The sequence below is a fragment of the Bacillus massiliglaciei genome, from assembly GCF_900098925.1.
In the GTDB taxonomy this organism is placed as follows: Bacteria; Bacillota; Bacilli; order Bacillales; family DSM-1321; genus Peribacillus; species Peribacillus massiliglaciei.
This window is the reverse complement of sequence record NZ_LT622357.1, coordinates 313,181-335,745: the sequence shown is the minus strand read 5'-3', so window position 1 is coordinate 335,745 and position 22,565 is coordinate 313,181. Positions and strand designations below refer to the sequence as shown.

General features: G+C 44.0%; 22 protein-coding genes, 1 pseudogene and 2 other annotated features. Of the genes and pseudogenes, 17 read left to right on the top strand and 6 right to left on the bottom strand.

What is annotated here, in order from left to right; translation table 11 throughout:
* The first annotated feature begins 50 nt into the window (after nt 1-50).
* Nucleotides 51-1,472 (top strand): replication initiation and membrane attachment family protein, encoded by a 1,422-nt coding sequence (locus BQ4305_RS07320; RefSeq protein WP_110927184.1) that lies wholly within the window; start codon nt 51-53, stop codon nt 1,470-1,472.
* Nucleotides 1,459-2,397, top strand: a complete 939-nt coding sequence (dnaI, locus tag BQ4305_RS07315) for a primosomal protein DnaI (protein ID WP_110927183.1) — start codon at nt 1,459-1,461, stop codon at nt 2,395-2,397. Before BQ4305_RS07320 ends, dnaI begins: the two co-directional genes overlap by 14 nt.
* Before the next feature lie 232 nt (nt 2,398-2,629).
* On the opposite strand, the pseudogene BQ4305_RS07310 reads toward dnaI, so the two are convergent.
* Nucleotides 2,630-2,770, bottom strand: a pseudogene (locus BQ4305_RS07310) (IS5/IS1182 family transposase); the annotation flags it as partial.
* 395 nt (nt 2,771-3,165) lie between these two features.
* Here BQ4305_RS07310 and BQ4305_RS07305 point away from each other — a divergent pair.
* The 8 genes from BQ4305_RS07305 (at nt 3,166) to BQ4305_RS07275 (ending at nt 9,232) form a co-directional block, all read left to right on the top strand.
* Nucleotides 3,166-4,023: a putative sporulation protein YtxC gene (locus tag BQ4305_RS07305; protein ID WP_199880604.1), complete on the top strand. Its 858-nt coding sequence runs from the start codon at nt 3,166-3,168 to the stop codon at nt 4,021-4,023.
* Nucleotides 4,024-4,395: 372 nt separating this feature from the next.
* Nucleotides 4,396-6,327 (top strand): threonine--tRNA ligase, encoded by a 1,932-nt coding sequence (gene thrS / locus BQ4305_RS07300; RefSeq protein ID WP_110927181.1) that lies wholly within the window; start codon nt 4,396-4,398, stop codon nt 6,325-6,327.
* Between the two features lie 92 nt (nt 6,328-6,419).
* Nucleotides 6,420-6,590: a hypothetical protein gene (locus tag BQ4305_RS21370; RefSeq protein WP_199880603.1), complete on the top strand. Its 171-nt coding sequence runs from the start codon at nt 6,420-6,422 to the stop codon at nt 6,588-6,590.
* A gap of 299 nt (nt 6,591-6,889) precedes the next feature.
* Nucleotides 6,890-7,023: a sequence feature (ribosomal protein L20 leader region), on the top strand.
* A gap of 111 nt (nt 7,024-7,134) precedes the next feature.
* Nucleotides 7,135-7,635, top strand: a complete 501-nt coding sequence (infC, locus tag BQ4305_RS07295; RefSeq protein WP_110927180.1) for a translation initiation factor IF-3 — start codon at nt 7,135-7,137, stop codon at nt 7,633-7,635.
* A gap of 22 nt (nt 7,636-7,657) precedes the next feature.
* The gene (rpmI, locus tag BQ4305_RS07290) at nt 7,658-7,858 is read left to right on the top strand and encodes a 50S ribosomal protein L35 (RefSeq protein ID WP_110927179.1); all 201 of its coding nucleotides are present in this window, start codon (nt 7,658-7,660) and stop codon (nt 7,856-7,858) included.
* Between the two features lie 36 nt (nt 7,859-7,894).
* Nucleotides 7,895-8,254, top strand: coding sequence for a 50S ribosomal protein L20 (rplT, locus tag BQ4305_RS07285; RefSeq protein WP_110927178.1), 360 nt, complete (start codon nt 7,895-7,897; stop codon nt 8,252-8,254).
* A 59-nt stretch (nt 8,255-8,313) separates the two neighbouring features.
* A complete protein-coding gene (locus BQ4305_RS07280) occupies nt 8,314-8,583 on the top strand; it encodes a DUF1294 domain-containing protein (RefSeq protein WP_110927177.1) in 270 nt (89 codons plus the stop codon).
* A gap of 67 nt (nt 8,584-8,650) precedes the next feature.
* Nucleotides 8,651-9,232, top strand: a complete 582-nt coding sequence (locus BQ4305_RS07275; RefSeq protein ID WP_110927176.1) for a TVP38/TMEM64 family protein — start codon at nt 8,651-8,653, stop codon at nt 9,230-9,232.
* A 95-nt stretch (nt 9,233-9,327) separates the two neighbouring features.
* Here the strand turns inward: BQ4305_RS07275 and BQ4305_RS07270 are convergent, their stop codons facing one another.
* Nucleotides 9,328-9,702 carry a sigma-w pathway protein ysdB gene (locus BQ4305_RS07270; protein WP_110927175.1) on the bottom strand — a complete coding sequence of 125 codons (375 nt, stop codon included), beginning with the start codon at nt 9,700-9,702 and terminating at the stop codon, nt 9,328-9,330.
* A 118-nt stretch (nt 9,703-9,820) separates the two neighbouring features.
* Here BQ4305_RS07270 and BQ4305_RS07265 point away from each other — a divergent pair, with 118 nt between their 5' ends.
* Nucleotides 9,821-10,309: a dUTP diphosphatase gene (locus BQ4305_RS07265; protein ID WP_110927364.1), complete on the top strand. Its 489-nt coding sequence runs from the start codon at nt 9,821-9,823 to the stop codon at nt 10,307-10,309.
* A 63-nt stretch (nt 10,310-10,372) separates the two neighbouring features.
* Nucleotides 10,373-11,458, top strand: a complete 1,086-nt coding sequence (locus BQ4305_RS07260; RefSeq protein ID WP_110927174.1) for a M42 family metallopeptidase — start codon at nt 10,373-10,375, stop codon at nt 11,456-11,458.
* Nucleotides 11,459-11,533: 75 nt separating this feature from the next.
* Here the strand turns inward: BQ4305_RS07260 and dgoD are convergent, their stop codons facing one another.
* Both dgoD and BQ4305_RS07250 read right to left on the bottom strand, forming a co-directional pair.
* Entirely contained in the window at nt 11,534-12,682 is a 1,149-nt protein-coding gene (gene dgoD / locus BQ4305_RS07255; RefSeq protein WP_110927173.1) for a galactonate dehydratase, read from the bottom strand.
* Entirely contained in the window at nt 12,663-13,322 is a 660-nt protein-coding gene (locus BQ4305_RS07250; protein WP_110927172.1) for a bifunctional 4-hydroxy-2-oxoglutarate aldolase/2-dehydro-3-deoxy-phosphogluconate aldolase, read from the bottom strand. Before BQ4305_RS07250 ends, dgoD begins: the two co-directional genes overlap by 20 nt.
* A 574-nt stretch (nt 13,323-13,896) precedes the next feature.
* On the opposite strand from BQ4305_RS07250, the gene BQ4305_RS07245 reads away from it, so the two are divergent.
* Complete coding sequence (locus BQ4305_RS07245; RefSeq protein ID WP_110927171.1) at nt 13,897-14,688, top strand: general stress protein; 792 nt, start codon at nt 13,897-13,899, stop codon at nt 14,686-14,688.
* A 284-nt stretch (nt 14,689-14,972) separates the two neighbouring features.
* Nucleotides 14,973-16,331, top strand: coding sequence for an IS1182 family transposase (locus BQ4305_RS07240; protein ID WP_110926488.1), 1,359 nt, complete (start codon nt 14,973-14,975; stop codon nt 16,329-16,331).
* 140 nt (nt 16,332-16,471) lie between these two features.
* On the opposite strand, the gene sspI is transcribed toward BQ4305_RS07240, so the two are convergent.
* Nucleotides 16,472-16,681: a small acid-soluble spore protein SspI gene (sspI, locus tag BQ4305_RS07235; protein ID WP_110927170.1), complete on the bottom strand. Its 210-nt coding sequence runs from the start codon at nt 16,679-16,681 to the stop codon at nt 16,472-16,474.
* Nucleotides 16,682-16,803: 122 nt separating this feature from the next.
* Between sspI and BQ4305_RS07230 the strand changes: the two genes are divergently transcribed.
* The 3 genes from BQ4305_RS07230 to pheT all read left to right on the top strand — a co-directional run bounded on the left by BQ4305_RS07230 (nt 16,804) and on the right by pheT (nt 21,448).
* Nucleotides 16,804-17,562 carry a TrmH family RNA methyltransferase gene (locus BQ4305_RS07230; RefSeq protein WP_110927169.1) on the top strand — a complete coding sequence of 253 codons (759 nt, stop codon included), beginning with the start codon at nt 16,804-16,806 and terminating at the stop codon, nt 17,560-17,562.
* Nucleotides 17,563-17,605: 43 nt separating this feature from the next.
* Nucleotides 17,606-17,844, top strand: a binding site (T-box leader).
* Nucleotides 17,845-17,931: 87 nt separating this feature from the next.
* Complete coding sequence (gene pheS / locus BQ4305_RS07225; protein WP_110927168.1) at nt 17,932-18,969, top strand: phenylalanine--tRNA ligase subunit alpha; 1,038 nt, start codon at nt 17,932-17,934, stop codon at nt 18,967-18,969.
* Between the two features lie 64 nt (nt 18,970-19,033).
* Nucleotides 19,034-21,448, top strand: coding sequence for a phenylalanine--tRNA ligase subunit beta (gene pheT, locus BQ4305_RS07220; protein WP_110927167.1), 2,415 nt, complete (start codon nt 19,034-19,036; stop codon nt 21,446-21,448).
* Nucleotides 21,449-21,501: 53 nt separating this feature from the next.
* Here the strand turns inward: pheT and rnhC are convergent, their stop codons facing one another.
* Nucleotides 21,502-22,452: a ribonuclease HIII gene (gene rnhC, locus BQ4305_RS07215; RefSeq protein WP_110927166.1), complete on the bottom strand. Its 951-nt coding sequence runs from the start codon at nt 22,450-22,452 to the stop codon at nt 21,502-21,504.
* Nucleotides 22,453-22,565: the final 113 nt, after the last annotated feature.

Genomic DNA, 22,565 nt, shown 5'->3' with positions numbered 1-22,565 from the left:
TTTTCGATAAAACAGGCAGATGGAATATTGTTGGGAAGGGTTTGAAATTTATGGCAATGCATTGGCAGGAGCTGCTTCCTGCAGATCAATATAAGGTGTCTGCGGCCGGCCTGCTTCATGATTATGACCGCAAAGTATTGACCAGGCTCTACCAGCCGCTGATTGGACCTGTCTGTATCAGTTTATATATGACTTTATGGAGTGAAATGGAAGAGAACAGGCTCTGGTCTGAAGCTTTCACTCATTATCAGCTGATGAATACCATTGGCCTGAACCTTAAAGAAATTTATAACGCCAGAGTACAGCTTGAAGGCATTGGTTTACTCACTGTGTTTAAAAAAGAGGAAGGCGGCAGCAAAGAATTAATTTATGAGCTGAACCCGCCTCTGTCTCCTCAAGCATTTTTTACAGACGGAATGCTCAATATCTATCTGTATAAAAAAGTCGGCAAAGTTCATTTTGGAAGGCTTAAAAAGTTCTTCTGTGATGAAGAAATCCCTTTTTCGGACTTTCAGAATGTGACAAAGTCCTTTGTTGATGTTTTTTCATCGGAACATATCCAGTCACTGTATGTAACAGATGAAGCGGAGCATGAGTGGAATGCGGAGGAAAATCAGAAGTTTATTGACCGTACTGAAGCGCTGCAGCCTTCCGGGTTTGAAGCACTGTTTGATTTTGATTTGCTGTTTGCCGGAATCAAACCTTCTACGATTGCCCGTAAGGCATTCACTCCAAAAGTAAAAGGCATGATTTCAAAGCTTGCTTTTTTATATGGAATCAATCCTTTGGATATGCAAAAGCTTGTGATCGATGCTTCCATCCACAGGGATGAAATTAATGAGGAAAGTCTGAGAAAGGCGGCCCGTGATTGGTATCAAATAGAACGGAGTGTCGAGATGCCATCCTTGATCAACCGGGTTCAGCCAGCGGTCTATCGGACACAGACGGAAGAACCTAAGACTCAGGAAGAACAGCTGATTCACCATTTGGAGACCATTTCTCCGCTCCAGCGGTTTAAACAAATTTCTGGAGGCGCTGAGCCTTCTGAAGCCGATTTGAAAATTATAGAGAACATTATGCTGCATCAAAACCTGAATCCCGGAGTTGTGAATGTTCTGATGGAATATGTAATGCTGAAGACAGATATGAGGCTGCCGAAGAATTTTATCGGAAAAATCGCCAGTCACTGGTCACGGCTGAAAGTGAAGACTGTCAGAGAAGCGATGGATCTTGCCAAGAAAGAACATCAGAAGTACCAAGAGTGGAGTGAAGGAAATACAGCGGCAGGAACCAGAAAAACGACGAAGAAATCCATTCGGACAGAAGTGGTTCCGGACTGGTTTGGCAAAGAAGAAACAGAAAAGAAAGAAACAGGTGTACTTGATCCGAGTGCAGCAGAACGGAAACGTTCCATTGAAGAACAGCTGAAAAAGCTGAAAGCAGGAGGTGACCTGAAACATGAAAAGGATTAATTCCGCGCTGGATAAGCTGAATAATAACCATGATTTCCAAAATCGCTATGAACGGCTGAAGCAGGAAATTTTTCAAGATGAGGAAATCCGTGAGTTTCTTAATGAACACAGCTCCGCCATTACGAAAGAAATGGTGGATAAAAGCATGGGCAAGCTTTATGAGTTTACTACCCAAAGTAAAAAATGTGCAGACTGTCCAAGCTTGAATGGCTGCATTAATATGATGCAGGGCTATTATCCGCGGCTGGTCATTCAGGGGCAGGCACTCGATTTGCATTATGAAGTATGTCCGCGCAAAATGGCCGATGATGAAAAACGCAAGCGGGAGAAGCTGATTCGCAGCCTGTATGTGCCAAAAGATATTTTGGAAGCATCGATTGAAGACTTCTTCCGTGCGGATCCGTCCGACAGCAGAATGGAGGCGGTTGAGAAAGCAATGGCCTTTATTCTTGGCTATGAACCGGGCAAAAGGCAGAAGGCGCTATTCATTCACGGGAAGTTCGGTGTGGGCAAAACGTACTTCTTGGGGGCGATCGCCAATCAGCTGGCTGAAAGAAAGATATCATCCCTGATTGTATATGTGCCGGATTTCATGCGGGAATTGAAAGGTTCGATCGGGGACAACACCGTTAATCAAAAGATTGATATGGTGAAGAATGCACCTGTATTGATGCTGGATGATATGGGAGCAGAATCGATGTCAAGCTGGGGGCGTGATGAAGTGCTGGGTCCGGTGCTGCAATTCCGGATGCTTGAAAACCTTCCGACTTTCTTTACTTCAAATTTCGATATGGACGGATTGGAGAAGCATTTATCGGTTTCCCAAAGAGGAGAGACAGAGGAAGTGAAGGCGGCAAGGGTGATGGAACGTATCCGTTATCTTGCTGAACCGCTTAGTCTCCATGGAGAAAACAGACGGAAATAAATACAGATTGGCGACAAGGCATTGAGAGGAACGCTCTCAGTGTCTTTTGTCATTTTTGGATCGAATAGCGGTTGATACTTATTGAATTTCGCTTCGGGCACTTGCTTTTCGAGGGACGGCGAAACCTCCTATCGCTGATTGATGTGACCTCCAAAAGTTAGCTGTTTGCTTGGTATATATTCTTCGAGCTCTTATATCAAGTAATCGGTACTTGGGCGAACGTCCCTGGTTATAGGTTTTCAGACAAGGGATAGATAAAAGAAAAATCAATGGCTGTTTCTTGCTTGCGTACTGCAGGATTCTCCGAAACTAATTGATCAATCGTCAGCAGTTCTAATTGGGATCTTTCATTTGATTGGTTTCTCTTCATCATGGTTTGTCCCCGGCAAAATGTATCCTTTTGTTAAATGAAAGCGCCCGTCCACCCGGGAGCGGGAATTAACCTGCGCCATTTACATACTTCTATTTGTTTGCCAATGTGGCATGGATTTCAGCCTTTCCTTCAAAGCCGGCCCTTCACTCCAATCATTCACCATTTAGATGTCCAGAAGGATCCTTCTTTTCTTTCTATGTTTTGCTTCTAAACTGTCGGTTTGTCCATATATTTAAGAATAAAGTGAAGCAGCCGTCACATAAATCTGATCGATCCAACAGGATTTTTATAGGCAGGTGATTCCACTGTCTTCTTTGATTCCTCCCAGTCTTGAAGTGGGAATTGTACTGCCTGTGATTTCCGATAAAATGGACGGATATGATAGGGGAGATGACATGGTCCACATTTTGTTCGAGACCAACGCAGAAGCCTTGGCTTTCATGCGCTATATGATAGGTCTTCAGGAAGGAGCAGAACGAAGCGTGAATGTTCGGTTTGACTCAGGCAGCAGCCTGCTTGTAAAAATAGAAAAAAATGAACAGCCTTTATGGCTGGATCTATTAACGGACACTTTTCATACCTTTTTGCTCAAACACAAGCTGTTTGCGATCATTGAGCAAATCATTATCCAGAAATATTTTTATCAGGAAAATGAGGAGATTAACTCCATTCTGGATATGGCCGGGGTCATTATGGACGAAGATAGGGCGAAAGGAAAGTTTCCTTCTTTTCGTCATGAACGAAATCAAATCAGGGAGGGGCTTGCTGAAATAGCCGGTGATAATGTTTCTTTTTCCTTTTCATCCTTTATGAAATTCCGGCTTAAATCGCTGCAGGAAAAAATGGAGCCCTATGCTGCACGTGCCATTGATGAGTATAAGCTGGAGCATGATTATCAGAGCTTTATTGCAGCCTTGAGAGACGAATTGTTCAGCCGCATGCCGAAAATGGAAACTCTCCACCTTGTATGCAGCGAAGGATATAGGTTCTATGACCGTGAATTCAAGGAAATAGACCGCAAAGAGATGGCTTCCTTTTTAGACCGGAGACTGCTTATTGGAAATTCTATTTATATAGACTCACTGACATTAGCCCCGCTGCTCTCCATTGCCCCGGACCGGTTATATATGTATTGTGATGAACCGGAAGACGGTCTTGTTCAGACGATCGGCCGGATTTTTGAAGAGCGTACGGTCATGCTTCCGCTCGCGGCCTTTCATCCGAAAAATGGGGAAAAGGACGATTCCATATAAAATCACTTGCTTTTCCCTGTATAACAAACTATAATTTCCTACATACTAGTTAAATATAGATCATAAGTGATGATAAGGACATGGGTATTCTGTCAACCGTTTGTAAGAGAGGGAAAGCCGCCGGCTGTAAGCTTCCCATTCGGCCAGAACACTTACCGCCTTTAAACTTCGGCTCGGAAAGCATTCATGCGACTATGGGCTGACGGGAGCTGCCGTTACCAGTTTCGAGTGTCATTTTGCCAAGAGGCGAAATGAAACGAGGGTGGAACCGCGGGTAATGAATTTGTTAACAAAGCTCGTCCCTGTTTTTATACAGGGGCGGGCTTTTTTGCATTCTTATGGTTTTTTAAACAAAAAAAGGAGTGTTGCAGTATGGCAGAATTATTGAAAATCTCTTTTCCGGATGGTTCGGTGAAGGAGTTCGATAAAGGCATTACAACAGAAGAAATTGCTTTTTCAATCAGTCCTGGATTAAAGAAGAAAGCAATCGTAGGGAAGTTCAATGGGGAGCTGTATGACCTGAAGCGTCCGATTTTGGAAGACGGCTCCATCGAAATAGTGACACAGGATGCTGAGGAGGCATTGGAAGTCCTTCGCCACAGTACAGCCCACCTGATGGCACAGGCGATTAAACGCCTGTACAAAAATGCGAAATTTGGCGTCGGTCCGGTAATCGAAGGCGGATTCTATTATGATATCGATTTGGAAGAGTCCCTGACACCCGAAGATTTGCCGTTAATTGAAAAAGAAATGAAGAAAATCGTGAATGAAAACTTGGAAGTGAAGCGTGTCGAAGTCAGCCGTGACGAAGCGGTTTCCCGTTTTGAAGAAATCGGTGATAACTACAAGCTGGAGCTGATTGAGGCGATTCCTTCTGACCAGCAGGTAACAATTTATGAACAAGGAGAATTCTTTGACCTTTGCCGAGGCGTACATGTTCCGTCTACAGGGAAAATCAAGGAGTTCAAGCTGATGAGCATTGCCGGTGCCTATTGGCGCGGGGACAGCAACAATAAGATGCTGCAGCGTATCTACGGCACAGCCTTCTTTAAAAAAGAAGACTTAAAAGAGCATCTTCGTCTGCTTGAAGAAGCAAAAGAAAGAGATCATCGCAAAATCGGGAAAGAGCTTGATTTATTCATGACCTCCCAAAAAGTAGGTCAGGGACTTCCAATGTGGCTTCCAAAAGGGGCAACAATCCGCCGTACAATTGAACGCTACATTGTCGATAAGGAAGAACGTCTGGGATATGATCACGTTTATACACCGGTCATGGGCAGTGTGGATCTATATAAAACATCCGGACACTGGGATCATTACCAAGAAGACATGTTCCCGGTAATGGATATGGATAATGAGCAGCTTGTCCTCCGTCCTATGAACTGCCCGCATCATATGATGATTTATAAAAATGGCATTCACAGCTACCGTGAACTGCCGATCCGCATTGCTGAGCTTGGAACAATGCACCGTTATGAAATGTCAGGAGCACTTTCCGGCCTGCAGCGCGTCCGCGGCATGACGTTAAACGATGCTCACATTTTTGTCCGTCCGGATCAGATTCAAGAAGAATTCAAGCGTGTTGTGAATTTGATTCTTGAAGTATATAAAGACTTTGATATCAAGGATTATTCCTTCCGTCTTTCTTACCGTGACCCTGCGGATAAGGAAAAATATTTCGATGATGATGCAATGTGGGAAAAAGCGCAAAGCATGCTGAAAGGCGCGATGGACGAGCTTGGGCTTGATTATTTTGAAGCAGAAGGAGAAGCTGCTTTCTACGGTCCGAAGCTGGATGTTCAGACAAAAACAGCGATTGGCAAAGAGGAGACTCTTTCCACTGTCCAGCTTGATTTCTTGCTTCCGGAACGTTTTGATCTCAATTATGTCGGAGAAGACGGCAAACCGCACCGTCCGGTCGTTATCCACCGCGGCGTCGTGTCCACAATGGAACGGTTTGTTGCATACTTGATTGAAGAGTATAAAGGGGCATTCCCAACTTGGCTCGCACCGGTTCAGGTTCAAGTGATCCCAGTATCGCCAAATGTCCATTTGGAGTATGCAAAAGAAGTTCAGGAGAAATTGCAGCAGGCAGGCTTGAGAGCCGACCTTGATGTCCGTGATGAAAAAATCGGCTATAAAATCAGGGAAGCTCAAATGCAAAAAATTCCTTATATGCTCGTTGTAGGGGATAATGAAGTGCAGGAAGGCTCCGTGAATGTCCGTAAATACGGCGAACAAAAATCCGAAACAATGCCATTTGAGCAATTTGCAGAAGCGATCAAAGCTGAAGTGAACAGATAACCCATTCAGGGGGAAGGCGCAATTTCTTGCGCCTTCCTTTTTAGATAGTATAAGATAAAACAACAAGTATCGCTGTAAGGAGGGGAACATCGGTGAAAGAGAAATTCGTATTTTTATTTATCCCGACATTTTTAGCCATTCTTATTTTGCTTATGCTCGATGGATATCGTCAGTTTGCCATCATTCCTGTCCTTTTGTTCTGGATTGCCTTCTTTACCTGGGACAGCATTGAAAAGAAGCGAAAAGAGAATGAAGAAGCATAACAGCCTGTTGCGGCAGGAACGGAAAGAACCGCATGAAGCCATTCGAGTATCGTGTAAAATAAACGGCCCCGCCAAAGAATGGTGCCAAAAAGCATTCACTCTTCTTTGGCGGGGCCGTATCATAACCAGCTTTGTCAGGCGAAGCTTTTATAGACACGGGAAGAATTTTAGGAATCGCTATTGTCAAACTAAAAAAAATTTGATAAGATAAATTCTGTTGTTAAAGTTACGTGAAACTACTTATTTGACAAATCATTTAAGAGTGTGTTATATTTCTAAAGGTAAATTGAATACGTGTTTGAGGAAAGAAGGAGCACCCGCTTCTCACCTGATTGACGCTCTAAGCAGTTGACAGGTCATGATTTGATTAATGGATTGTTTCTGAATTAGTCTATCAGTGTGGGTGTTATAACATCCACACTTTTTTATTGATTAAAAAATGTGCAAACACAAATCATGGCGAGTGGTGAGCGTTGCTAAGACATCCCAAACGTTCGTATTCGCTAAATATCTTTGGAGGTGGCTAACTATTAGTAAAGACGCGATGGTAAACGAAGGTATCCGTGCCCGCGAGGTTCGTCTCATTGACCAAAATGGAGAACAGCTTGGAATTAAAACGAAATTCGAGGCGCTGGAGATTGCCGCTCGTGTAAATCTTGATTTAGTTTTAGTTGCTGCAAATGCAAAGCCTCCGGTAGCCCGTATCATGGACTACGGAAAACACCGCTTCGAGCAGCAAAAGAAAGATAAAGAAGCCCGCAAGAATCAAAAAGTAGTAAGTCTTAAAGAAGTTCGTCTGAGCCCAACTATTGATGAGCATGATTTCAACACAAAACTTCGCAACGCAATCAAGTTCCTTGAAAAAGGCGATAAAGTGAAAGCTTCTATCCGTTTTAAAGGACGTGCGATCACACATAAAGAAATCGGACAGCGTGTATTGGTCCGTTTTGCTGAAGAGTGCAAAGAAGTTTCGACGATTGAAACACATCCAAAAATGGATGGACGCAGCATGTTCTTAATGCTAGCACCAAAAAACGAAAAGTAATTGTTATGAGGAGGAATACCTTATGCCTAAAATGAAAACTCACCGCGGATCCGCTAAACGTTTCAAAAAAACTGGATCTGGCAAGCTTAAGCGTTCACATGCTTACAGAAGCCACTTGTTCGCTAATAAAACAACTAAAGCGAAGCGTAAACTTCGTAAAGCTGGCCTAGTCAGCACTGGTGATTTCAAACGCATTCGCCACATGTTAGACAATATTAAGTAAGGATCGATTTATCGATTTAAATAGGAGGGAAATAACATGCCACGTGTAAAAGGCGGTACTGTTACTCGCAAACGTCGTAAAAAGGTTATTAAATTAGCAAAAGGTTATTATGGTTCCAAACATACTTTATATAAAGTAGCTAATCAACAAGTTATGAAATCCGGAAACTACGCTTTCCGTGACCGTCGTCAGAAAAAACGCGATTTCCGTAAATTATGGATCGCACGTATCAACGCTGCGGCGCGCATCAACGGTCTTTCTTACAGCCGTTTAATGCATGGCTTGAAGCTTGCTGGTATCGAAGTAAACCGTAAAATGCTTGCTGACCTAGCTATTACAGACGCACAAGCATTTGCTCAATTAGCGGATGCTGCGAAACAACAGCTTAACAAGTAATGACAGATTTACAGCCATTCCTTTGTAAAAGGGGATGGCTTTTTAATTGGGGGGGAACCATGAAATTCATTTTGCTATATGCTGTTATTATGAATGCTGCTGCCTTTGCTGCAATGGGAATTGATAAAAAAAGAGCCAGAAACGGACAGTACCGAATCAGTGAAAAGACGTTATGGACATTAGCTGTGCTTGGAGGCGCCATTGGCGGATATGCGGGCATGAAGCAATTCCGGCATAAAACAAAGCACGTATCATTTAAATGGGGATTCCCGGCACTTGCTATTATAGAGGCTGCTTTATTGGCTTTCTGTTTTTTTCCGTCTGTTTAGCAGTCATAAGGAGCCGATTGGCTGTATATCTTTTAAGGAAGCAGCAGGATTGTCACAGGAGGGTTATATGAATGAAAAACTGACAGTTGTAATGAGCTTTCTCCATAATGACAGTATCTATTCTCCGCTGATTTTTATTTCGTTTCATATTTTGAGGCAGTTTATTTTTATTCCGGTGGCCGTTGTCTGTATTGCAGGAGGCGTATTATTCGGAGCGGTTCCGGGAACGATTTATTCTCTATTAGGGCTTACTATATCCAGCCTGATGTTCTATGCCATCGCAAGCAAACTGCCAAAAACCAAGGAAAAGCTGCTGCTTTTAAAGAAAAAGTTTTTTGGAGAACGTATGTTAAATCTTTGGCAGATCTCCATATTGAGATTGATTCCTTTCATCCATTTCCATCTTCTGAATCTATGTATTTTGGAATTAAAAAAAAATGTAAAGGCATATACGTATGCTTCCTTTCTATCTAATATCCTTCTCGCCTTCATTTATACGGTTTTTGGCCACTATCTTTCCGACCTTAGTCAGACTGCGATTATCATTATCTTAATTTCTTTAATGCTGGCAGTCTTTTTTATGAGAGAAAAACAAGAAGTCTTTCAGTGGAAACGTTTCTTTCGTTTCAAGGACAAAGGACGTTCATAAAAGAGAAGTTTCATATAGTACGATAAAGCGCTAAGAAAGCGGGATTTCCAAGCTTTTCTCTTAGCGCTTTTTCCATAATTAGTTCAGTTCTTCCCTCACACTTTCTCCGGGTTTGGATTCTTCCAGTCAATGGCCGCAGCCGGATACATCTCCAGCAGCGCTCTCTCAATCTTTAAAAAGTCCTCGGCCGTTAATGGTAAAGGGGCCATTTCTTCCTGAGGCCAAATGAAAATGGAAATAACCGTAAAAGGGGGATGGAGCGTTTCTGTATATTTTTCCCCTTCAAATAAGATTCCTTTGTATGTAAGTTCAAAGTTTTTGCGGACATCCCGGGAATCATCCATGATAAAAAAATGTCTTTGGGAATGTGCCCGTTTCAATTTCCGTTTGGGGTCCATTGCGTACCGAATGGCGGAATATAAAAGAAACACAAGAATAGCGATAATCAACAGTCGCAAAATCCATACCATGGAAATCCGTCCCCTCTTTCATGGAAATAGTTATAACGTTCAAGTACGTTCTAATTTCCTAAAAGTTTCACTTGTTGATATAATTTTTTTATCAGGAATTAAGAAAGCAGGGATAAAAGTGAATGTAGCAAAATTAATGGAAATGCAAAAGGCGCTTGACCGGCATATCGAAACCAAGCACGGGCTGGGGGAAGAAGATCTTCTGGACCGCAAAATCCTCGCCTTGTTAACGGAAGTAGGCGAACTGGCGAATGAAACGCGCTGTTTCAAGTTTTGGAGTCAGAAGGGGCCGTCAGAAAAGGAAATCATTGCGGCTGAATATGTGGACGGCATTCATTTCATTTTATCTATCGGTCTTGAACTCGGGCTTCAGCCTGAAGTTCCTTCCGTCTTTTCAATGGAAGTGCGGAGTCAGACTGAGCAGTTTCTGCAGGTATTCCACTCGATCGTGAAACTCCGGGAAAGCAAAAGCAGCGGAGACTACCAGGCGGTGTTTGGCGAATACCTCAGACTTGGAAAGATGCTGGGATTCAGTGCTGCTGAGATTGAAGAGGCCTATGTAAGCAAAAATGAAGTGAATTACGAGAGGCAGAAAAAAGGGTATTGATTGTGGCGAATCTTTTGATTTTGTATAATGAAAAATAGCTGTAATAAAAAGGAGGAATACATAATGACGAAGATGGATGATACATTGACCATGCTTAAAGAACTGACGGATGCCAAAGGAATAGCAGGCAATGAACGGGAAGTCAGGAAGGTCATGGAGAAATACATAGCTCCTTTTGCTGATGAAGTGACAACGGACGGCCTTGGCAGCTTAATAGCCAAAAAGGCGGGAAATGAGGATGGCCCTAAAATTGCCGTAACCGGGCATTTAGATGAAGTCGGCTTCATGATTTCTCAAATCGATGACAAAGGGTTCCTGCGTTTTCAGACAGTCGGCGGCTGGTGGTCCCAGGTTATGCTGGCTCAGCGTGTGACGATAGCCACACGCAAAGGAGATGTAACAGGCGTGATTGGTTCCAAGCCGCCGCATATCCTTTCGGCCGATGCTCGCAAGAAGCCGGTTGACAGTAAGGATATGTTTATTGACATCGGAGCATCCAGCAGAGAAGAAGCGGAGGAATGGGGAGTAAGGCCGGGAGATATGGCTGTTCCTTATTTCGAGTTCACTGTGATGAATAATGAGAAGATGCTGCTTGCGAAAGCATGGGACAACCGGATCGGCTGCGCCATTGCGATTGACGTGCTCAGACAGCTTCAGGAAATAGATCATCCGAATGTTGTTTACGGAATTGGTGCAGTTCAGGAAGAGGTTGGCCTGCGCGGTGCTAAAACGTCTACATTCCAGATCAAACCGGATATTGGTTTTGCTGTCGATGTAGGGATTGCAGGGGATACACCGGGCGTTACGTCAAAAGAGGCCCTCAGCAAAATGGGCGAAGGTCCGCAGATCGTGCTGTATGATGCATCCATGGTTTCTCACAAAGGACTTCGCGATCTTGTGACAGATACAGCGGACGAATTGAATATTCCTTATCAGTATGAATCCATGCCGGGCGGCGGCACAGATGCCGGTTCGATCCATTTAACGGCTAATGGAGTGCCCGCGCTCGCCATTACAATTGCAACACGTTATATTCACTCTCACGCAGCGATGCTTCATAGAGATGACTATGAAAACGCCGTGAAGCTGATTGTTGAGGTTATCAAGCGCCTTGACCGGGAAACCGTAGACCGTATCACGTTTGATTGAAGAAAAGGTTAAAAAAGACAGACGCAAAGAGCATCGGATGTCCCCGATGCTCTTTGTTATGGCCTTGTGAGGCTCTTACCATTCCGCTATGCTCCCATCTGTATGTCTCCAGACAGGGTTTCTCCAAGTATGGCCGATTTCTGCCATTTTACGGACATGCTCTTCATTGATCTCGATTCCGAGCCCCGGTCCGTTCGGGATTTTTACATACCCTTCCTCATATTTGAATACCTGATTATCGACAATATAATCAAGCAGGTCGCTGCCCTGGTTGTAATGGATGCCAAGACTTTGTTCCTGAATGAAGGCATTATGGCAGGTTGCATCCACTTGCAGGCATGAAGCAAGTGCAATCGGTCCAAGCGGGCAGTGAGGGGCTGCTGCCACATCGAAGGCTTCGGCCATGGAGAGGATTTTTTTGCACTCCGTAATTCCCCCGGCGTGGGACAAATCGGGCTGAATGATGTCCGCATAGCCATCTGTAAGCAGCCGTTTGAAGTCCCATTTCGAAAACATTCTTTCCCCAGTCGCGATAGGGATGGCTGTATGATTGGCTATTTCACGCAATGCTTCATTATTCTCAGGCAGCACAGGCTCTTCGATGAACATCGGTCTGAAGGCTTCTAATTCCTTTGCCAGAATTTTGGCCATTGGTTTATGTACCCTTCCATGGAAATCAATTCCGATTCCGACATACGGACCGACCGCTTCACGAACGGCACTGATACGGGCAAGAACCTGATCAATTTTCTCATAGGAATCCACATATTGGAGTTCTTCCGTTCCATTCATTTTCACAGCTGTAAATCCTTTGGACACCATTTCTTTGGCTGCTTTTCCGACATCGGCGGGACGGTCTCCGCCAATCCAGGAATAAACCCTGATTGATTCCCTTGCTTTTCCGCCAAGAAGCTGATGAATGGGGGCATTATAGTATTTTCCTTTGATATCCCACAGAGCCTGGTCAATTCCGGAGATGGCACTCATCAGAATAGGCCCTCCCCGATAAAACCCGGCACGATACATTAGATTCCAGTGGTCCTCGATTTGAAGCGGATCTTTGCCGATCAGGCTTTCCATTAATTCATCAACAGCGGTTCTGACTGTCGCTGCCTTTCCTTCGATGATAGGTTCCCCCCAGCCAGTGAGACCTTCATCCGTTTCTATTTTGATAAACAGCCAGCGCGGAGGCACGGTGAATACTTCATAATTTATAATTTTCATGGAAGATCTCTCCCTTTTCGTTCACTGCCTGAACAAAGGCAGCGGCTTTTTGTGTTATTTTTTTTAAATATCCGGCATCCATTCCCTGCTTCGTGTCCACCAGTGCGCTCCCGATTCCGAAACCGGCTGCCCCTGCTTTTTGAAACTCTCTGATATTTTCCAGGTTCACCCCGCCTGTTGGCAGGAGCGGAATATGCGGAAGCGGTCCGCGAAGATCCTTGAAATAGCTTGGGCCGATGCTAGCAGGAAAGACTTTGATAATATCGCCGCCATTTTCATAGGCAGTTAGAATCTCAGTGGGTGTCAGGGCTCCGGGAATACTGACAGCACCATATCTTTTTGTCATTTTAATGGTATCGATATCAACTGTTGGTGCCAGAATAAAACTGGCTCCTGCTATTATTGCGGCTCTGGCGGTTTCTGGATCCAATACGGTTCCGGCACCGAAGATCATTGTATCCCCGAGTTCGCGGGAAACGAGTTCGATTGACTTCAGCGCATTGGGGGAGTTTAGGGTTATTTCAATTAATGTGATTCCTCCTTCCCTTAATGCCTTGGCAATTTGTACTGTCTCGTCCGGATGCGCCCCGCGCACAATGGAGATAACTTTGTGTTCCAAAATACGGCTTAAAGTGTTCATTTTCATTCTCCTCTTTATTTAGCTAAAGTTTGTGTTGTTAGGGAAGCGTCTGTGTAAGGCAGAGATGAGGGCGGCTTTGACTCCTGGGCAGGAAGACTGATCGCGGTGATAGGGAGAATGCCGGAAACAAAGATGACAGCGGTTCCAATTCTGGTAAGGCTTCAATCTGTTTAGCCGTGCCTGCAAAGCAATTCATTTAATAGTTTGAAAATTACAAATGGTAAATTTATGCTATCATACTCCTCCTGAAAACGGAAACATTAATTTTGGGATAATTGGGTGAAGATGTTTAAAAAACAGGTAAATGATTTCATGAAAAGATGAGAAATGGGGAACAAGAAGAAAGAACCTATAATTTATAGGGAATCCGGCTTGCTGATCCGGGCAGCTCTGAACTATAATTTGGTTGTGGGTTTACATACAGGATGAAGGCTTTTTTCAAGCCTTTCATCTCTCCCTGAAATACCTCTTTTCCAGAGTGTAGGACTGCTGCCCCGCCAGTTTAAAATCATGCCCCCGGGGTAAAGAATCTACATCATTATTTTTTCGGTAATCCAATAAGGAGGATTAAGATATGGAAAAGAAAGTATATGGTGTTTACGGCTCAAATACTGAACTGACTCAGGCTATTCAATCCCTGCAGGCGAACGGACTGAAGGCGGATGATGTGACAGTGGTCGTCTATAAAAAAGAAGATTTGCAGCTATCAGCAAATCATCAAAATGTAAATGTAATCTATGATGAAGAAAATGAAGGCTTTATTGACAAGATCATGCACTTTTTTGTGGAGGAAGGCTCAGGCGGCATTCGCGCCTATTTAGGACAGATGGGCTTTTCTGATGCGGAAACCAGTGTCATCTTCAGTGATGCGCAGGAAGGGAAGTTCATTATTCTGCTGGATAAAGAAGCGGACGTAACGGGAAAGGCTTCTCAAGATACAGCGCCAATCCCGACAAAAGAAGCGGCTGCTATGTCCAATCAGAACCAGGAGCCTGTTATTAATATGGCTGCTAAAAAAAAAATAGTTAAACAGGAGCCAGAGCCCGAAAACAGACATGGCTTGGAAATTGAAGTCGTTAAGAAATCGGGAGATGATTCTCTTCAAACCGGGATGACAAGAAATCCGGATCCGAATATTTTTCCTGATGCGACCGCTGGCCTGGAAGCAGACCAAGGGGCAGGCGGGCAGGGCCAGCTGTTGGTCGGAGAAGGAATTACTACACATACATCGGAGGGACATGTCGGACAGGAAGCGCCAAGCCAATCGGGGGATCTGAATGAAGATAATATCCAGCTGGATGAAGACGGGAACCCGATTATGGAAGGCGAATATGTCAAAAACCGAGTGAATACGGATCATCTGTAAACAAGGGAAACGAAAAAATAACAGCCGATAAGGGCTGTTATTCAGACTGTAGACAAACTCGAAATTCGAGTTTGCCTACAGTCTTTTTTCTTTTAAAATAATAGTAATAGTTTTTGAAATAGTGTTAGTTGATTTTCGTTTCGGCGGACGCTTTCCGCGGGCGTGGCCCAATCCTCCTCGTCGCTTTGCTCCTGCGGGGTATCGGCCTTCACGCTTTTCCCGCAGGAGTCGCCGCCTGCACTACAATCAACTCCTTTCTAAATAAATGTCTGAGGTGAATGGATATGATGACAAAAAATCAAATAAGTGAACGTGATCAAATGGAAATGATTACAATAGAGCAACTTGTACCACAGGATCATTTGGTCAGAAAGCTTGAATCAGCGATTGATTTTTCTTTCATCTATCCACTAGTTGAATCACTTTATTCAACACTAGGTCGACCTAGTGTTGATCCAGTCGTATTAATTAAAATGACATTTGTTCAATATGTATTTGGAATTCGTTCAATGCGTCAAACAATAAGAGAAATTGAAACAAATATGGCGTATCGTTGGTTTTTAGGGTTTGGATTTCATTCAGAAGTACCGCACTTTTCTACCTTCGGTAAAAATTATGAACGTCGTTTCCAAGATACGGATATCTTCGAACAGATTTTCTATCGAATTCTTAAAGAAATTGCAGATAAAGGACTACTAAGTGCTGACCATGTCTTCATCGATTCAACACATGTTAAAGCAAGTGCGAATAAACGTAAATTCGAAAAGAAGATAGTTCGTAAAGAGACTCGGGCATATGAAGCTAAACTTCAAGAAGAATTGAATCAGGATCGAGTTGATCATGGGAAGAAACCATTCCCATCAGATAAATTTGAAAAAGAAGAAGTTAAGGAGATTAAAGAGAGTACAACAGATCCTGAAAGTGGCTATTATGTAAAAGATGAAAGAACGAAACAGTTTGCTTATTCATTCCATGCGGCTGCGGACCGGTATGGGTTTATACTTGGGGCGGTTGTGACACCTGGAAATGTTCATGATAGTCATATGCTTCAGCCACTTGTTGAAAAGGTTATGGAAAAAGTGAAGAAGCCACTTGCTGTTGCTGCCGATGCTGCTTATAAAACTCCTGCGATTACTAAATTCTTATTTGAACATGAGATTCAACCAGTACTTCCTTATACAAGACCCAAAACGAAAGATGGGTTTTTACGCAAGCACGATTATGTATATGACGAGTACTATGATTGCTACCTATGTCCGGAAGGACAGGTTCTAAAATATTCAACTACCACCAAAGAAGGCAAACGCCAATACAAGTCGAACCCAGTTCAATGTGCCAATTGTCCTTTACTCGCTCAATGTACAAATAGTAAGGAGCACAGAAAAATGATTGAACGTCATATTTGGGCGCAGTATGTGGAGGAAGCAGATCATCTTCGTCATCAAAACGATATCAAACAAATATATGCAAGACGCAAAGAAACGATTGAACGTGTCTTTGCGGATGCGAAAGAAAAGCATGGTATGCGATGGACAACCCTTCGAGGGATTAAAAAATTGTCCATGCAGGCGATGCTTACTTTTGCTGCTATGAATTTAAAGAAGCTTGCCAATTGGACATGGCAAGCTTCGGCTATGGTCTAAAATAGAATACTCGAAGAGCATTTTGCTTAAAATCAGACCATAAAATACCTAAGAAAATCTCAAAAAGACAAAAGGCCTTCAGAATGAGACCATTCTGAAGGCCTTTTGTCGACAATCTGAATAACAGCCGATAAGGGCTGTTATTTTTTTAATCCGTTTTCAAGTGCCTGAAGCATTTCGTTTTTCTCATCTTCGGTAGAATTTTGCCAGATGACTTCAAATAAAACTCCAAGTCCTGGCAGCATTTTTTCTTCACCGTTCTGAATGGCATCGACAATTGTATCCTCCAGCTGTTCTTGGGTATTGCCGCTGACATTATGGATGATCGCATTCCGCAGGTTTAAATTCACGATTCATTCCTCCTTTTCCATAAAAGACCTTACAAAGCTAGCATTTCACATTCCGGCATGCATTATGTATGATCATCAGATATAATAAATAAATCGACGTGACAGAAGAAGGGGCGTTAAACGTGAAATATATAGAGTCCGTTAAAAATCCAAAAGTGAAGCAGTGGAAAAAACTGCAGATGAAAAAAGAACGGGATAAAACCGGTACCTATCTGGTGGAAGGCTTTCATCTCGTTGAGGAAGCATTAAAAGAAAATCTGGTTATGGAAGTGATAATCAGCCAAGAGGCGGAAATGCCTGCTCATTTTAAAATCGAGGGGACAGAGGTCATCTATGTGAAAAATGATGTCATGAAGGCTATTTGTGACACAGAGACACCCCAGGGCATTGCTGCGGTTTGTGAACAAAGAATATTCAGTATGGCCCAGGTTAAACCTGAGAGGATTTTGCTCCTGGACGCCATTCAGGATCCGGGCAATTTAGGAACCATTATCCGCACAGCTGATGCGGCCGGTGCAGATGCTGTTGTGCTTGGCGAAGGATGCGCGGATCCATACAGCCCGAAAGTGGTGCGTTCCACACAGGGGAGTTTGTTCCATGTACCGGTCATCCGGGGAAACCTTTCAGAAGTAATTGATGGATTCAGCCGGATCGGCATTCCTGTGTACGGAACAGCTTTAGAAAATGCTGTGCCATATGAACAGATGGAAAAAGCGGACCGCTTTGCACTCTTAGTAGGCAATGAAGGGCAGGGTGTAGCGCCGGCCCTGCTGCAAAAAACGACTAAGAATCTTTATATTCCAATCTTCGGAAGAAGTGAGTCACTGAACGTTGGCGTCGCTGCCGGGATTCTGCTGTATCATTTGCGAAAATCCGTTTGAAACGGCTGAAAAAGTATACTATAATAAAACAGAATCTGATATTGAAAAGACGAAGACAGAGAATAGTAGCTTAAAATTGGTCATTGAAGGGAGAAAATGCCGAGACTGCAAGCATTTTTAATGGACCGTTTAAGGGAATTCACCTCTCGAGTCGGCATTGGGAAGATCATGGATCCGAAAAATGTACCGGTCAAGGACCGTTATCCTTTAATGAAGTGAGCGCTTTTTTTGATATGGCGCTAATAAGGGTGGTACCGCGATATACATAACCTCGTCCCTTTTATGGGATGGGGTTTTTTTGTATTGTTTTGGTTTATGGGTGATATCAGCTGTCCGTGTTTTTGACAACTAAAAGGAGGAATAGTTGAGATGCAGGAACGTTTACAGGAATTGCAGGCAGAAGCTCTGCAAAAGGTGGAAGCAGCTTCGGATTTAAAAGCGCTAAATGACATTCGGGTTGCCTATTTAGGAAAGAAGGGGCCGATTACCGAGGTTCTTCGCGGAATGGGAAAGCTTTCTGCTGAAGAAAGACCAAAAATAGGGGCTTTGGCTAACGTAGTCCGCGAAGCGATTGCTTCCAAAATTGAAGAGAAGCAGAATGAATTGGAAACGGCCGCAGTCAATGCGAAGCTTGCTGCAGAGAAAATTGATATAACCCTGCCGGGGCGTCCGGTCAAAAAGGGAAATCATCATCCGCTGACAAGAGTTGTCGAGGAAATCGAAGACTTGTTCATCGGGATGGGCTATACAGTGGCGGAAGGACCGGAAGTGGAAACCGATTATTATAACTTTGAAGCATTGAATCTTCCGAAGAGCCATCCTGCCCGCGATATGCAGGACTCTTTCTATATTACCGAAGACATTTTGATGCGCACGCATACATCTCCTGTCCAGGCAAGAACAATGAAGAAGCATGAGGGAAAAGGTCCAGTGAAAATCATTTGTCCGGGTAAAGTATACCGCCGTGATAACGATGATGCCACACATTCTCATCAGTTCATGCAGATTGAAGGACTTGTTGTGGATGAAAATATCAGTATGAGCGATTTGAAAGGGACACTTGAAGTATTCGCAAAAAAAGTATTTGGCCAAGACCGGGAAATCCGTCTTCGTCCAAGCTTCTTCCCTTTCACTGAGCCATCCGTGGAAATTGATATCTCTTGTAAAATCTGCGGCGGCAAAGGCTGCAGCGTATGTAAGCAGACGGGCTGGATTGAAGTGCTTGGCGGCGGAATGGTCCATCCGAATGTATTGGAAATGGCAGGCTTTGATTCTAAGAAGTATTCCGGATTCGCTTTTGGCATCGGTGTAGAGCGGATTGCTATGCTGCGGTACGGTGTGGATGATATCCGTCATTTCTATACAAACGATGTCCGCTTCCTGAAGCAGTTCCATCATCACGAATGACGAAGCGGTTTAAACCGTTTTTTTGCAAGCACTATGGATTCATAATCAAAGGAGGACCTAAACAATGTTTGTTTCATATAAATGGCTGCAGGAATATGTAGACCTTTCCGGCATCACGGCGGCCGAACTTGCCGATAAGATTACCAAAAGCGGAATCGAAGTAGAAGGTGTCGAAAAGAAAAGTGAAGGGCTAAAAGGTGTTGTCATCGGATATGTGATGGAGCGTGAACAGCATCCGAATGCGGATAAGCTGAATAAATGCCTTGTAGATATCGGAGCGGAAGAGCCGGTTCAAATTATTTGCGGTGCCCCGAACGTTGATAAAGGACAGAAGGTAGCAGTCGCTACGGTTGGTGCTGTCCTTCCCGGAAATTTCAAAATCAAGAAAGCGAAACTGCGCGGAGAAGAATCTCACGGCATGATCTGTTCCCTGCAGGAGCTTGGCATCGAATCAAAACTGATTGCGAAAGAGTATTCTTCCGGCATTTTCGTCTTCCCGAATGAGGTGGAAGCAGGGGAAGATGCTCTAATGGCGCTTGGTTTAGATGATGAGATTTTGGAATTGGGCTTAACGCCTAACCGCTCGGATGCGATGAGCATGATCGGAGTGGCATACGAGGTTGCGGCTATTCTGAACCGTGAAGTAAAATGGCCAGAAATCAGTACAGAAGAAACAAAAGAACAGGCATCTGACTATATTCAGGTGAAAGTGGAAGCGAAGGAAGATAATCCTCTGTATGTGGCGAAAGTGGTTAAGGACGTCAAGGTCGGACCTTCACCATTATGGATGCAGACACGCCTGATGGCAGCGGGAATCCGTCCGCATAATAATGTGGTTGACATTACCAACTATATTCTTCTTGAGTATGGACAGCCATTGCATGCGTTTGATTATGACCGTCTTGGCTCCAAAGAATTGGTGATCAGAAAAGCACAGGCCGAGGAAAAAATCACGACTTTAGATGATGCTGAACGGACATTGACAGCCAATCATTTAGTGATTACGAATGGAACAGAGCCTGTTGCCATTGCCGGAGTCATGGGCGGTGCCAACTCTGAAGTAAAGGATGATACAACAACTGTTGTGATTGAGAGTGCGTATTTCCAGGGACCGGTTGTACGAAAAGCTTCGAAAGACCATGGCCTTCGCAGTGAAGCAAGTGCCCGGTTCGAAAAGGGAGTAGACCCTAAGCGGGTCCGCATCGCTGCTGAAAGAGCGGCACAGCTGTTACAGGAATATGCCGGCGGTACCATTCTATCCGGTACATCTGAGTTTGATGAAATGAAAATCGAACCAGCTGTTATTACGATCACATTGAACAAAATTAATACCTTGCTCGGAACGGATATGAAGGCTTCAGACGTGGAATCAATTTTCACCCGCCTTCAATTTGAAGTAAAGACAGAAGGAGAAACCTTTATTGTCACTGTGCCGACTCGCCGGGGAGATATTACGATTGAAGCTGATTTGGCAGAAGAAGCTGCCCGCATGTTCGGGTATGATAATATTCCATCCACCCTCCCTGTTGGCCAGACAACATCAGGTGCTTTAACCGATTATCAGCAAAAGCGCCGTATCGCAAGACGTACATTAGAAGGAGCAGGACTGCTGCAGGCAACGACTTACTCTTTAACAAGTGAAGCAAAAGCAGCCCAATATGCTTTGGAAACAGGAGAAGCAGTCAGCCTGGCTATGCCGATGAGCGAAGAAAGAAGCAGGCTTCGCTTAAGTATTGCTCCTCAGCTTTTGGAATCTGTTAAATATAATGTGGCCCGTCAAATGGATTCACTTGCCCTTTATGAAATTGGATCTGTCTTTTTGAAAAAAGGGGAAGACAGCCTTCCTGAAGAAAAAGAGCATGTTGCGGCAGCTATCACAGGCCTGTGGGAGTCCCATTTATGGCAGGGAGAGAAAAAGCCGGTTGACTTCTTTGTCGCCAAAGGTATTTTGGAGGCCTTGTTCGATTCCCTTGGTCTTACAGACCGAATCAGTTATCGTCAGGCTGAAAAAGAAGGCATGCATCCAGGCCGTACGGCTGAAGTGCTGCTGGATGAAGCGGTCATCGGTTTTGTCGGCCAAGTTCATCCAACCGTTCAAAAAGAGCTGGACATTAAAGAAACGTATATTTTCGAGCTTTCCTTTAAAGCTTTGGCAGAAGCGGAGATTGAACCAATCCGTTATGAAATGATTCCGCGTTTCCCTTCTATCACGCGCGATATTGCTTTAGTGGCAGAAAAAGAAACAAAAGCGGGAGACATTGAGGCAATTATCCGTGAGGCCGGAGGCAAATTGCTGAAGGATGTTCACGTCTTCGATCTGTATGAAGGAGAAAAGATGGAAGAAGGCAAAAAATCCATCGCATTTTCACTTAAATATTTCGATCCTGAAAAGACGCTGACGGATGAAGAGGTAACAAAAGCTCATGAAAAGGTTCTTACAGCTGTGAAAGAAAAAGCAGGAGCCGAGTTAAGAGGATAAATGATATTTGAATAAACAAAAACAGCCGGGCTTAACAAGCTCCGGCTGTTTTTTCATTTTCCGTATTTTCGCTCATACAGTCTTTTGGCTTTTTCTGTATTGGCGAAATGCAGTTTGGTGAATTCGTTCAAAGCATTGAAGCCTTTTTTGGCAATCAAGCGGGCAGCCGCCTCATCGACCAACGATCCAGCCCCTTTTGGGATGCGGAAGCCTGCTTTCTCGCTCAGCAGGTCGAATCGCTGAATGAAGGCATAGCGTGCCAAAATGGAAGCTGCTGCAACGCTGAGATGGATTCCTTCAGCTTTCGTGCTCAAGTAAGTGGCATTGGCCTGAAAAAGGGTCTGTCCCTTTAGATAATTGAAGAAAACGTCAGGCTGTGCGAATTGGTCAATCAAAATGGCTTCAGGCTGTTCAGGCTCTATTTTTTGAAGAAGGTGCTTCAGCGCCTGATTGTGCAGCAGTGCCTTGATCTTCCCTTGGGACATGCCTTTTTGCTGGAGACTGTTATATTTCGGGTTATCACAAATCAGCAGGCTGAAAGGGATAATCGATTTAATCTGCCGGGCAATCTCCATGATTTGAGGATCCTTCAGATTTTTGGAGTCCTTGACTCCAAGCTCTTTCAGCAGAGCGAGCTGCTCCTTTTTTACATAGGCAGCCACGACCGTGATCGGACCGAAATAATCGCCGGTCCCAACCTCATCAGAGCCTGCAACGGACATCGTGCCGATTTCTGGAGGCGGAGAGAAGGAGTGGGTCTTCACTGATTTTCCAGCTGTTTTCGCTGGGACTGCGGAGGCAGATTTCCCCCATTTTCCCGCTTCAGCTTCGGCATTTTTTCCTTGAAACAGGACTTTTCCGGATTTGTAGGCGGTGATGGAGCAAAGGGGTGGTTTTGCTGCAAATATTCCTCCCTGCGGTACCTTTTCACTTAAAAAGGGCTGGTAATGCTTTTTCATTTCTTGGACTGCTGCAGAAGGAACCTGCAAAACGACATGGCTCATAAAGACTCTCCTTTATTCTTGATATTCCAATCACAGCTGACAGGATTGGTGTGTTTTTTACAAAAAATGGTCTTTTTTTATGCGGAATGGCGGCACTTCATCTTTCATGATAT

What these genes read in the sequence shown, in the direction of transcription:
- BQ4305_RS07320 (WP_110927184.1), top strand. Translation starts at nt 51, where the DNA reads ATGGCAATGCATTGGCAGGAGCTGCTTCCTGCAGATCAATATAAGGTG.
- dnaI (WP_110927183.1), top strand. Translation starts at nt 1,459, where the DNA reads ATGAAAAGGATTAATTCCGCGCTGGATAAGCTGAATAATAACCATGAT.
- BQ4305_RS07305 (WP_199880604.1), top strand. Translation starts at nt 3,166, where the DNA reads ATGGTCCACATTTTGTTCGAGACCAACGCAGAAGCCTTGGCTTTCATG.
- thrS (WP_110927181.1), top strand. Translation starts at nt 4,396, where the DNA reads ATGGCAGAATTATTGAAAATCTCTTTTCCGGATGGTTCGGTGAAGGAG.
- infC (WP_110927180.1), top strand. Translation starts at nt 7,135, where the DNA reads ATGGTAAACGAAGGTATCCGTGCCCGCGAGGTTCGTCTCATTGACCAA.
- rpmI (WP_110927179.1), top strand. Translation starts at nt 7,658, where the DNA reads ATGCCTAAAATGAAAACTCACCGCGGATCCGCTAAACGTTTCAAAAAA.
- rplT (WP_110927178.1), top strand. Translation starts at nt 7,895, where the DNA reads ATGCCACGTGTAAAAGGCGGTACTGTTACTCGCAAACGTCGTAAAAAG.
- BQ4305_RS07280 (WP_110927177.1), top strand. Translation starts at nt 8,314, where the DNA reads ATGAAATTCATTTTGCTATATGCTGTTATTATGAATGCTGCTGCCTTT.
- BQ4305_RS07275 (WP_110927176.1), top strand. Translation starts at nt 8,651, where the DNA reads ATGAATGAAAAACTGACAGTTGTAATGAGCTTTCTCCATAATGACAGT.
- BQ4305_RS07270 (WP_110927175.1), bottom strand. Translation starts at nt 9,702, where the DNA reads ATGGTATGGATTTTGCGACTGTTGATTATCGCTATTCTTGTGTTTCTT.
- BQ4305_RS07260 (WP_110927174.1), top strand. Translation starts at nt 10,373, where the DNA reads ATGACGAAGATGGATGATACATTGACCATGCTTAAAGAACTGACGGAT.
- dgoD (WP_110927173.1), bottom strand. Translation starts at nt 12,682, where the DNA reads ATGAAAATTATAAATTATGAAGTATTCACCGTGCCTCCGCGCTGGCTG.
- BQ4305_RS07250 (WP_110927172.1), bottom strand. Translation starts at nt 13,322, where the DNA reads ATGAACACTTTAAGCCGTATTTTGGAACACAAAGTTATCTCCATTGTG.
- BQ4305_RS07245 (WP_110927171.1), top strand. Translation starts at nt 13,897, where the DNA reads ATGGAAAAGAAAGTATATGGTGTTTACGGCTCAAATACTGAACTGACT.
- BQ4305_RS07240 (WP_110926488.1), top strand. Translation starts at nt 14,973, where the DNA reads ATGATGACAAAAAATCAAATAAGTGAACGTGATCAAATGGAAATGATT.
- pheS (WP_110927168.1), top strand. Translation starts at nt 17,932, where the DNA reads ATGCAGGAACGTTTACAGGAATTGCAGGCAGAAGCTCTGCAAAAGGTG.
- pheT (WP_110927167.1), top strand. Translation starts at nt 19,034, where the DNA reads ATGTTTGTTTCATATAAATGGCTGCAGGAATATGTAGACCTTTCCGGC.
- rnhC (WP_110927166.1), bottom strand. Translation starts at nt 22,452, where the DNA reads ATGAGCCATGTCGTTTTGCAGGTTCCTTCTGCAGCAGTCCAAGAAATG.